The sequence below is a fragment of the Nocardia carnea genome (assembly GCF_029869215.1).
Lineage (GTDB): Bacteria > Actinomycetota > Actinomycetes > Mycobacteriales > Mycobacteriaceae > Nocardia > Nocardia carnea_B.
In genome coordinates this window covers 1-11,095 of the sequence record NZ_JARWPM010000315.1, presented here as the reverse complement: position 1 = coordinate 11,095, position 11,095 = coordinate 1, and the positions used below count along the sequence as shown (strand labels likewise).

7 protein-coding genes and 1 pseudogene are annotated in these 11,095 nt (G+C 68.1%); 2 read left to right on the top strand and 6 right to left on the bottom strand.

Annotated elements, in window-relative coordinates:
- Window positions 1–196 precede the first annotated feature (196 nt).
- The 3 genes from QH276_RS22275 to sucC all read right to left on the bottom strand — a co-directional run bounded on the left by QH276_RS22275 (window position 197) and on the right by sucC (window position 3,449).
- Window positions 197–1,135, bottom strand: a complete 939-nt coding sequence (locus QH276_RS22275; protein WP_280400022.1) for a DUF5336 domain-containing protein — start codon at window positions 1,133–1,135, stop codon at window positions 197–199.
- A gap of 203 nt (window positions 1,136–1,338) precedes the next feature.
- On the bottom strand, window positions 1,339–2,253 hold the full coding sequence (gene sucD, locus QH276_RS22270) for a succinate--CoA ligase subunit alpha (RefSeq protein ID WP_030522361.1): 915 nt from the start codon (window positions 2,251–2,253) through the stop codon (window positions 1,339–1,341).
- Between the two features lie 32 nt (window positions 2,254–2,285).
- Window positions 2,286–3,449: an ADP-forming succinate--CoA ligase subunit beta gene (gene sucC, locus QH276_RS22265; RefSeq protein ID WP_280400023.1), complete on the bottom strand. Its 1,164-nt coding sequence runs from the start codon at window positions 3,447–3,449 to the stop codon at window positions 2,286–2,288.
- Window positions 3,450–4,487: 1,038 nt separating this feature from the next.
- On the opposite strand from sucC, the pseudogene QH276_RS22260 reads away from it, so the two are divergent.
- A pseudogene (locus QH276_RS22260) lies at window positions 4,488–5,435 on the top strand (M23 family metallopeptidase); the annotation flags it as partial.
- Window positions 5,436–5,587: 152 nt separating this feature from the next.
- Here QH276_RS22260 and QH276_RS22255 read toward each other — a convergent pair.
- Together QH276_RS22255 and pcrA are read right to left on the bottom strand one after the other, a co-directional pair.
- Window positions 5,588–6,013, bottom strand: coding sequence for a hypothetical protein (locus tag QH276_RS22255; RefSeq protein ID WP_280400024.1), 426 nt, complete (start codon window positions 6,011–6,013; stop codon window positions 5,588–5,590).
- A gap of 28 nt (window positions 6,014–6,041) precedes the next feature.
- Window positions 6,042–8,759: a DNA helicase PcrA gene (gene pcrA, locus QH276_RS22250; RefSeq protein WP_280400025.1), complete on the bottom strand. Its 2,718-nt coding sequence runs from the start codon at window positions 8,757–8,759 to the stop codon at window positions 6,042–6,044.
- A 338-nt stretch (window positions 8,760–9,097) separates the two neighbouring features.
- On the opposite strand from pcrA, the gene QH276_RS22245 reads away from it, so the two are divergent.
- Complete coding sequence (locus tag QH276_RS22245) at window positions 9,098–9,403, top strand: chorismate mutase (RefSeq protein WP_280400026.1); 306 nt, start codon at window positions 9,098–9,100, stop codon at window positions 9,401–9,403.
- Window positions 9,404–9,495: 92 nt separating this feature from the next.
- Here the strand turns inward: QH276_RS22245 and QH276_RS22240 are convergent, their stop codons facing one another.
- Complete coding sequence (locus tag QH276_RS22240) at window positions 9,496–10,950, bottom strand: NAD-dependent succinate-semialdehyde dehydrogenase (RefSeq protein ID WP_280400027.1); 1,455 nt, start codon at window positions 10,948–10,950, stop codon at window positions 9,496–9,498.
- Window positions 10,951–11,095: the final 145 nt, after the last annotated feature.

Sequence of the window (11,095 nt, the reverse complement as noted above, 5' to 3'; positions counted from 1 at the left end):
GAGCTACCGCAACGAAACCGGAGTGCACACCGCCGAGGTACAGGGCACCCAACCGAGCCCGATCACCACCACCTGCGAGATCCGCCGCCTGCGCCCAGAACACCACTAGCAGCAGCACGAGGCCAACCAAGCCCCCCCGCGCCCCCCCCCGCGGGGGGGGCCCCGCCGCCCCCCCCCCCCCGGGGGCCGCCGAGGATCACTTCTGATCGTCGGACTGGCGGAACGCGCGGGTGGCGTCGCCGGCCGGGTCGGAACCCTGCTCCCCGCCGAACGGCTGGGCCTGCTGGCCCGGCTGCTGCGCCTGCGGCTGCCCGTAACCCGGCTGCTGCGGCTGACCGTAGGGCGACTGCTGCTGCTGGCCACCGGCATACGGCGACTGCTGCTGCCCGTAACCCGGCTGCTGCTGCGCCTGCTGCTGGCCGTAGCCCGGCTGCTGCCCGTAACCCGGCTGGCCCTGCTGGCCGTAGCCCGGCTGCGACTGCTGGCCGCTGCTGTACTGCTGCTGACCGTAGCCCGGCTGCTGCTGGCCGTAGCCCTGCTGCTGGCTCTGGTACTGCTGCTGGCCGTAGTTCTGCTGCTGGCCGCCCGGGAAACCGGCCGGCGCGGCCGGACGCGCGGCCGGCGCGGACAGGATGCCCGTATCGAACAGCACCACCGCGATCGCGAGACCGGCCTGGACCAGCGCGAGGAACAGGATCAGGTACAGCCCGGCCTCGGCCGCCGCACCCTCCGGCAGGTTGATCCACTGGAACAGGATCGTGAACAGCGTGCCGGTGGCGATCGCCGCCGAGACCCCGACCCAGTTCTGCTTCGGCAGCAGCGACAGACCCGCGAGCAGGCCGGCGATCAGGAGCAGCCCGCCGATCGTGGCTTCCTGGGACTCGAAGAGATTCATGCTGGTGTCCGCCGATGCGGGCAGGTCCAGATCACTGCTGGCACCCATATAGGGCAGGAAGCCGAGCAGGAAAGCGAGCACGCCCACGGCAGCCGCGCCGATGGTCAGGAAGAACGGCAGTCCTTTCCCGCCGGCCCCAGCGGCACTCGCACCACCGGCCGCCTGCTGCTGGCCGGGATTGGGCGGAACGGAGGGCGGAACGGGTGCGTTGTACCCGGAGCCCCCGGTCGGGTATGACATGTCGTCATCTCCTAGGTCGAGTCATACGTACTTGACGGCTGAATGCCCTTTGAACGCTACTGCACACACGCAGATAGGTCACCACCGAAGGATTCAGCTGTGGATAACCGGTAGGGCCCGCGCCATCGGCAGTGGCGGCGGAAACACGGAGGCCGCCCGCGACGTACGCGGACGGCCTCCGTGAGATTCACCGGACGAGCGGATCAGGCGCTGACCGCGGCCTTCTCCAGGATCTCGCGTGCCAATGCGGCGGTTTCGGACGGCGTCTTGCCGACCTTCACGCCCGCGGCCTCCAGCGCGTCCTTCTTCGCCTGGGCGGTGCCCGACGAACCGGAGACGATGGCACCCGCGTGGCCCATGGTCTTACCCTCGGGGGCGGTGAAGCCGGCGACGTAGCCGACGACCGGCTTGGTGACGTTGGCCTGGATGTAGGCCGCGGCACGCTCTTCGGCGTCGCCGCCGATCTCGCCGATCATCACGATCAGCTTGGTCTCGGGATCCTTCTCGAACGCTTCGATGGCGTCGATATGGGTGGTGCCGATGACCGGGTCGCCGCCGATGCCGATGGAGGTCGAGAAACCGAAATCGCGCAGCTCGTACATCATCTGGTAGGTCAGGGTGCCGGACTTGGAGACCAGTCCGATCGGGCCCTTGCCGGTGATGTTGGCCGGGGTGATGCCGACCAGCGATTCACCGGGGGTGATGATGCCGGGGCAGTTGGGGCCGATGATCCGGGTCTTGGCACCCTTCTCCACGTTGTAGGCCCACGCGTACGCGGTGTCCTGCACCGGGATGCCCTCGGTGATCACCACGAGCAGCGGGATCTCCGCGTCGATGGCCTCGATGATGGCGTCCTTGGAGAACTTCGGCGGGACGAACGCGATGGAGACGTCGGCGCCGGTCTTCTCCATGGCCTCGGCCACGGTGGCGAACACGGGCAGTTCGACCGCGTTGCCGTCCTTGTCGGTGTGGGAGACGGTGGTGCCCGCTTTACGCGCGTTCACACCGCCGACGACCTGGGTACCGGCCTTCAGCATCAGCGCGGTGTGCTTGGTGCCCTCGCCGCCGGTGATGCCCTGGACGATGACCTTCGAATCCTTGTTGAGGAAGATAGACATAGTTCTGTGTGTCCTTTGACTGGGCGGTCGACTCAGCGGGCCGCGAGTTCGGCGGCCTTGTCGGCGCCTTCGTCCATGGTCTGCGCCAGCGTCACCAGCGGGTGCGCGGCTTCGGCGAGGATCTTGCGACCCTCTTCCACCCGGTTTCCGTCCAGGCGGACCACCAGCGGTTTGTTCGCCTCGTCGCCCAGGATCTCCAGCGCCTTCACGATGCCGTTGGCCACGGCGTCGCACGCGGTGATACCACCGAAGACGTTCACGAAAACGCTCTTCACCTGAGCATCGTTGAGGATGACGTCCAGGCCGTTGGCCATCACCTCGGCGGAGGCGCCGCCACCGATATCGAGGAAGTTGGCCGGCTTCACACCGTTGTGCTTCTCACCGGCGTAGGCGACGACGTCCAGGGTGGACATGACCAGGCCGGCGCCGTTGCCGATGATGCCGACCTCACCGTCGAGCTTGACGTAGTTGAGGTCGTTCTCCTTGGCCTTGAGCTCCAGCGGATCGGTCGCGTCCTTGTCCGCGAACGCCGCATGGTCGGCGTGCCGGAAGTCGGCGTTCTCGTCCAGGGTGACCTTGCCGTCGAGCGCCAGGATCTCGTCCTGCGGGGTGCGCACCAGCGGGTTGACCTCGACCAGGGTGGCGTCTTCGGCGACGAAGACCTCCCACAGCTTCTGGATGGTCACCGCGGCGGCGTCGAGTACCTCGGCGGGCAGGTGGCCCTGTTCGGCGATCGAGCGGGCGAACGCCAGATCGACACCCTTGACCGCGTCGACCGGCACCTTGGCCAGGCGGTCGGGTTTGGTGGCGGCGACCTCTTCGATCTCCATACCGCCCTCGACCGAGCACATCGCCAGGTAGGTGCGGTTGGCGCGATCGAGCAGGAAGGAGATGTAGTACTCCTCGGCGATATCCTTCGCCTCGGCCACCAGGATCTTCTTGGTGATATGTCCCTTGATGTCGAGCCCGAGGATGTTGTTCGCGTGGGTCAGCGCGTCCTCCGGGGTGGCCGCGTACTTCACGCCACCGGCCTTACCGCGGCCGCCGACCTTCACCTGGGATTTGATCATCACCGGTTTGCCGATTTCCGCGGCGATGGCGCGGGCGTCCTCGGCAGTGTCGGTCACGCGGCCTTCCGACGAAGGCACCCCGTGCTTTACGAAGAGCTCCTTCGCCTGATATTCGAAGAGATCCATGTATTCACCGTCTCGTCTGCGTTGCTATGACAACGTCTTTGTTGGCGGCCCGACGTCGGTAGCGGGTCGCTCGGACTCTAACCACTCATAAGGACGGCCGATCGGGCACGTTCATCCTAAGTGGCACAGGTCACGAGCCCACCTGCGGGGAGGTCAAACCCGCAGGCCATGGCTACCGGCGAGTAGCTTTCACAGCGGCCGCAGACGGTGCGGCGGATACGGGCACCAAGACCCGCGGGCGCGGCGTCCCGCATCACCGCGAACACATTCCGGTTGTGAGCCACCACAACAACGAATAGTGATCAATGTCACAGTAACGTTTGAAAACGTCCTACCGCTTGCCGCGTCGCAATCGTTTCGTTACCGTCGAACGGTCGATGTCACAGCCCGATCACGAGCGTTATCGGGCGTGGTTGCTTGGCATCCGGTAATCGCGCGAGTAGAGATCTCCGTGATGGTGCTCCCCGCGAGCAGGTTGAGAGAGGACGGCAGCTTGACGCAGCACACCGCTCCGCAGTCGCAGAGCCGTTCGGTACCAGAGTTCCCGGCGCCGTGCTGCACAACGGCCGCCCCGGCGGGCGGGGTATCCGAAGGGATGCGGATCCGCCGATGAACCACCACGGAACCCTGAACGCCCAGCCCAACGGTCAGCGGCGCCGGCATCGCGGCAGCGGCGCCCCGGCCGCCGAAGGGCCCCAGCCGTTCAACGCCTTCGGCGCCCCCGGTGACAGCCGGTCCCGTCGCCGCCCCCTGAGCACCGCCGCGGCCTCAGCGGCGGCCGACTCCCAGCGCAGCGCGGCCGACGATTTCTGGGCCACCAATCAGAGCTGGGCGGAAAGCAGCGACGGCTTCGGCCGCAACGCCGCGGAGCCGCAGACCACCGCCTGGTCCGATACGCAGACCACCGCTTGGCCCGGCCCGGAGCCCGCCGCTCGGCCGGAGCCCCAGCCCGGTACCTGGTCCCAGCCGCAGTCCGGCTGGTCCGAACCGCAGGCGGACAACTGGTCCGGTGGCGACTGGCACGGCGAAGAAGGCTGGAACCGCAGCGATAAACCCGCGTGGCACAGCGATCCGAACTGGAACACCCATCAGAGCTGGTCCGAAGTCCAGCACTGGGACGAGGATCCGGCCCCGCGCGACCGTGCCGAAACCGGCACCCGTGGCCGGCCCACCACGATCGCCGAGGCACTCGCGAACGAGCCCGCCGAACCCGAGGACGAACCCCGGGCCGGCCGGTCGCGCGGCGCACACCGGGTCGCCGCTCCGCCGTCCGCGCTCAAGGGCCGGGCCGCGGTGGTCGCGGTCGCGGCCGGTGCCGTTGTCGCGGCCGGGCAGTGCGCCACCGCCGCACCGGGCGAGGAGAAGACGAAGCAGGCCACCGACTACGAGGCCGCGGGTTCGGTCCACGAAATCGCCGCCCAGTCGATGGCCACCGAGAATCCGGCGACTGCCGCGGACTCGCATTCACCGCAGATGCTCGCCGCCGGCGCTCCGCTCGATACCAGCCGCTTCGGCGAAATGCTGGCCAACGGTGCCGAATTCGCGAAAGATCTGGCCGCGGCCGAAGAGGCCAAGTACCGGCCGCTGTTCGCCCATTTCACCGCCGCCGGATCCTTCACGTCCGGATTCGGTGCCCGCTGGGGTGTTCAGCATCTGGGCGTCGATATCGCCGCCCCGATCGGCACCCCGATCTATGCGGTGGCCGATGGTGAGGTCATCGACGCCGGGCCGGCCGCGGGTTTCGGTATGTGGGTCCGGCTGCTGCACGCCGACGGCACCATCACCGTCTACGGCCATGTCGATACCACCACGGTGTCGGTCGGTGACTATGTGCTCGCGGGCGATCAGATCGCCACGATGGGCAATCGCGGTTTCTCCACGGGCCCGCATGTTCATTTCGAGGTGTGGCTCAACGGGAGCGACAAGATCGACCCGATCCCCTGGCTCGCCACCCGCGGTATCAGCCTCACCGGCAACAACGACTGACCCTGCCGCAACGAGCACAACCGGCCCGGCCGTTGGTGGGAACAACCCCGCCCGATCGGCTGCCGGCACCGCCCACACGCGGTGCGAGTCCCGGCAACCCCACAAGCGCACCGGTGAACCCACGCGCCGCTCAGGGCAGGCGCCGGCGGCGATCAGGGCGCCGCGGTGACGGCCAGGCCGATCAGTGCCACTACCTTGGCCACCTCCAGGCCGATGTACCAGTAGTGTGCCGTCGACCGCGGGAGTTGCTCGCCCGCGAGCACCCGGTCGGACCGGCGCGACAGCGGCGGGCGCACCACCGCGACCTGAACGAGCAGGATCAGTACGGCGAGCCCCAGCCACACCCAGACACCGCCCGCCGGGCCCAGCACCACCGCAGCCGGTAGCAACACCGCGGCCAGCACCGATTCCACCGTGTTCAGCGCCCGGAACACCAGCCGGCCGATCCCCAGCCCGAGTTCGGTTGTCACCCCGGGCGCGCGGAACTTCAGCGGCGCCTCCAGAAACGAAATCGCCAGCACCATACCGAGCCAGAGCATCGGCAGGAACCACATCAGATGCTGCGCAACAGACTCCATGACCGGAATCTACCGCCCGGCCCGGGCCTCAGAGCTTGGTCAGGGTCTGACTGAACTTGGGGATCAGCCGGATCTTGCCGTTACTGCCGAAATCGATGGTCACGCTGGCCATATCGCCGGCTCCGTCGGCCGCGACCACCCGGCCCAGCCCGTACTTGTCGTCGCTGACCCGATCACCGACCGCCAGCACCAGCCCGACATTGTTACGCGCCACCCGGCGACCGGGCCGCTCGTCGCGCAACCCGCGCCGCGATTCGCGGGACTGTGGCCAGCCGCCGGTCCAGTCGTCGCCGTCGGCTTCCGCGGCCCGCCGGCGACCGAATTGCGCCGGCGCGGCAGAACGGCTCGGTTCCAGCCGCTGCCAATCGATCAGGTGGTCCGGAACTTCCTGCAGGAATCGGGATTCCGGATTGAAAACCGGCTGCCCCCAGGCGGAACGCACAACAGCGCGGGTCAGATACAGGCGGCGGCGGGCGCGGGTGATCCCGACGTAGGCCAGTCGCCGCTCCTCGGCGAGTTCGGCCGGATCGCCCAGCGCCCGCAGATGCGGGAACTGCCCGTCTTCCCAACCGGTGACGAAAACAACCGGGAATTCGAGTCCCTTCGCGGTGTGCAGGGTCATCATGGTCACCATGCCCGACCCCTCGTCGGGTATCTGGTCGGTATCGGCCACCAGCGATACCCGTTCCAGGAACGCGGCCAGCGACCCGGGTTCGGGTTCGCCTTCCCCCGCTTCCGGCACCAGCCCCTCGGCCCGCGCCGCTTCGACGGCATTACGTGCCTCGGAGCTGAACTCGCGAGCCACGCTGACCAGTTCGTTGAGGTTGTCCAGCCGGGCGCCGTCCTGCGGATCGTCGGAGGCCTCGAGTTCCGCCCGGTAGCCGGTGCGATCCAGGACGGCCTCGACCACCGCGCCCACATCGGGGAAATCGAGTTCGTCCATTTCGCCCGCGGCCCGGATCTGCTCGAGCAATGCGAGGAATCCCGCGATGGCATTGCGGGCGCGGGTGTTCAGCAGCGCCACCTCCCCGGCGGCGGCGTCGCGCAGGGCCTCGGCAAAACCGATACCGCGCTGTTCGGCATGCACCGCGACACAGGCCTCGGCGCGGTCACCGATCCCGCGGCGCGGGGTGTTGAGGATACGGCGCAGGCTCACCGCATCATCGGGATTCTCGAGGACCCGCAGATAGGCGACGATATCGCGGACTTCTTTGCGCTCGTAGAACCGGACGCCGCCGACCACCTTGTACGGCAGGCCCATCCGGATGAAGATCTCTTCCAGCGCACGCGAATTGTTGTTGGTGCGGTAGAACACGGCGATATCGGAATAGCCCACCTCACCCGCGTCGACCAGCCGATCGATCTCGCGGGCGACGAACGCGGCCTCGTCGTGCTCGTTGTCGGCCACATAGCCGGTGATCAGCTCGCCTTCCCCGGCATCGGTCCACAGGCGCTTGTCGCGGCGGTTGGTGTTGCGGGCGATCACCGCGTTGGCGGCGGTCAGGATGTTCTGGGTGGAGCGGTAGTTCTGCTCCAGCAGGATGGTCTCGGCGTCGGGAAAATCGCGTTCGAATTCCTCGATATTGCGGATGGTGGCGCCGCGGAACGCGTAGATGGACTGGTCGGCGTCGCCGACCACGCAGAGTTCACTCGGCGGTACGGCCCGTGGGTCCGGGACGTCGGTCTCGGATTCGCCGGCCGCCGCCGCGCCGGCCGCGGTATCGGCGGCTTCGCTCGCGGCCGCCGGGTCGGCGGCACCGTGCCCCACCAGCTCACGCACCAGCACGTACTGGGCGTGGTTGGTGTCCTGGTATTCGTCGACCAGCACATGCCGGAAGCGGCGGCGGTAGTACTCGGCGATCTCTGGATGCTGCTGCAGCAGACCGACGGTTTCCCCGATGAGATCGTCGAAATCCAGCGCGTTCGCCGCACGCAGCCGCCGCTGGTACTCGGCGTAGACGCGGGCCACGATCCGGGGCAGTTCGGCATCCTCGAATTCGGCGTCCGAACTCGCTTTCTCCGGGCCGATCAACTCGTTCTTCAGGTTCGAGATGGCGGTGGCCAGCAGCCGCGGCGAGAACTTCTTCGGATCGAGCTCGAAGTCGCGGCCGATCATGGTGAGCAACCGCCGCGAATCGTCGGCGTCGTAGATGGAGAAGTTCGAGTTCAGTCCGGGCAACAGCGCCGCCTGGGTGCGCAGGATCCGGACGCAGCTGGAATGGAAGGTCGATACCCACATACTCGCGGCCCGCGGACCGACCAGCTCGATCACCCGCTCCCGCATCTCGGCCGCGGCCTTGTTGGTGAAGGTGATGGCCAGCACCTGGCCGGGCGTGACCCCACGCGCGGCCAGCAGGTAGGCGATCCGGCGAGTGAGCACAGCGGTCTTACCCGACCCGGCCCCTGCCACAATCAACAGTGGCGACCCGGTGTGCAGAACGGCGGCACGCTGCTGCGGATTGAGCCCTTCCAGCAACTGCGCGGCGTCCGCGGACCGGCGCTGCGCGGCATCGGCGCGCTGCTGCACCTGCTCGGCCTGCACCCGCCGCTGCAGAGCCGCCAGACCGCCTTCCCGGCTTCCCGGGGAAGCGGATACGGATGGCCGCCGCTGCGTACCCAGCTCCTCCAAGCCGGGTAGCGATGGGGGCAGCGCATCCCGGGCACGGTCGTCCGAACGGCCGGCGCCGGGGAGCCGATCGCGGGAGGTATGCGAATCCGAGCGAGGTGTTGACGCGGTCGTGTCCATCGTGTGTTCACGCTACCGCCACCGCCCGACGCAATCGAACACTCGGACGAAAAAACCACCGGCCGCCATACGAGGGGGTTCACCACCGGTGCGAGGACTCCACTTTGCAGACCATCGGACCCGTGGCAAACTGGCAGCATGGTTTGCCCTTTTGTGAAACAACCGCTCCGGCCGGGCACGCAGCGGGATCACAGCCCGGGCACCTGAGGCCGGAAGGGGCAGGTAGGGGGTATCGGGACTACCAGACCCACCGGGTCTGTTTCACGGTGAAGGAACTCTGGAGCGGTAACGCGAAGCGGTGCGACGGCGATCCAGGTTCTGACACGAGGAGATGAAAGATGAGCACACCCGCCACGGCGACCGGGTCGACGACCGGCTCGGAATCGGAGCTCCCTCGGACCGAAGCCGAGATCGAGAAGCTTCGTAAGGAAATCGACCAGCTCGACGCGCAGATCCTGGAGGCGATCAAACGCCGCACCGAGATCTCCCGGGTCATCGGCCGCACCCGGATGGCTTCCGGCGGCACCCGGCTGGTGCACAGCCGCGAGATGAAGGTGCTGGAACGCTTCAGCGAACTCGGCCAGGAAGGCCATACGCTGGCGATGCTGCTGCTGCGGCTCGGTCGCGGCCGCCTCGGCCGGTAGGCCACCGGAAACCATACGCGGCGGCCCGCAGACCGCCGCACTCCCGCGAACCGCCCCGGGTGACCACGCCCCGGGGCGGTCGTACGTCGGGCTCAGGTCATCGCGATGTACTTCGTGGACAGATACTCCTCGATCCCCTCGGTGCCGCCCTCCCGGCCGAATCCGGAGGCCTTGACACCGCCGAAGGGGGCGGCGGGATCGGAGATCACGCCCCGGTTCACCCCCACCATGCCGCTCTCCAGCCCCTCCGCGACCCGCAGCGCACGATCGAGGTCGCGCGTGTAGATATAGCTGACCAGCCCGTATTCGGTGTCGTTGGCGGCAGCCAGGCCTTCTTCCTCGGTATCGAAGGCGATGATCGGGGCCACCGGGCCGAAGACTTCTTCGCGCAGGATCCGCGCGCCGGCGGGGATATCGGTGAGGATGGTCGCCGGGTAGAACCAGCCGGGCCCGCCGGGCGCCTTGCCGCCCAGGCGCACGGTGGCGCCGGCGGAAACAGCATCGTCGACCAGCTCGGACACCGTGGTGAGCTGCTCCTCGTTGATCAGCGGGCCCAGGGTGGTGCCGGAGTCTGTACCGGGGCCCATCCGGACCTGATCGTTCATCGCCGCGACGAATTTGTCGGTGAACTCGGCCAGCACCCCGCGCTGGACGTGAAAGCGGTTCGCCGCGGTACACGCCTCCCCGCCGTTGCGCAGTTTCGCCAGCATCGCACCCTGCACCGCGGCATCGATATCGGCGTCGTCGAACACCACGAACGGCGCGTTCCCGCCGAGCTCCATCGAGGTACGCAGCAGACCGTGCGCCGATTTCTCGACCAGCGAGCGGCCCACCTCGGTGGAACCGGTGAAGGTGAGTTTGCGCAGCCGCGGGTCGTCGAGCAGCGGCTGGGTCACCGCGCCGGAACGGCGGGAAGTGATCACCGACAGCACCCCGTCGGGCAGCCCCGCCTCGGCACACAGTTTCGCCAGCAGCAGCATGGTGAGCGGCGTGGCCGAGGCCGGTTTCACGATCATGGTGCAGCCCGCGGCGAGGGCGGGGCCGATCTTGCGGGTGCCCATGGCGAGCGGGAAATTCCACGGGGTGATGGCCAGGCACGGACCGACGGGTTGTTTGTGCACCAGGATCCGGCCGGTGCCGGACGGGGCGTGCAGATAGCGGCCGCTGATCCGCGCGGCCTCCTCGCTGAACCAGCGGAAGAACTCGGCACCGTAGCGCACCTCGTTACGGCTCTCCGGCAGCGCCTTGCCCATCTCCAGGGTCATCAGCAGCGCGAAGTCCTCCGCCTGAGCGGTGATCCGCTCGAACACCGCCCGCAGGATCTCGCCCCGCTCCCGCGCCGGGGTCGCCGCCCAGTCCGCCTGGGCGGCCGCGGCCGCGTCCAGGGCGCGCACGGCGTCCTCCGGCGTGGCGTCTGCAACCTCCGCGATCACCTCACCGTCGGCCGGGTTGTGCACCGCGAAGGTGCCGCCACCGGAGGCATCGACGGGACCGCCGATCCACAACTGCTTCGGTACGGAATCGAGTACTTCGGTTTCTGAGGCCATAATCCTCAGCGTAGGCCGTGAATCCCCCGATATCGCTAGCTCTCGAGGACAGTATCGACGGGGGGGGGGGCCGCCGCGCGGGGGGGGGGGGGGGCCGCCGAAAAATATAAATAAAACGCAGAGGGGGGGGTGGCGCGGCCGGGGG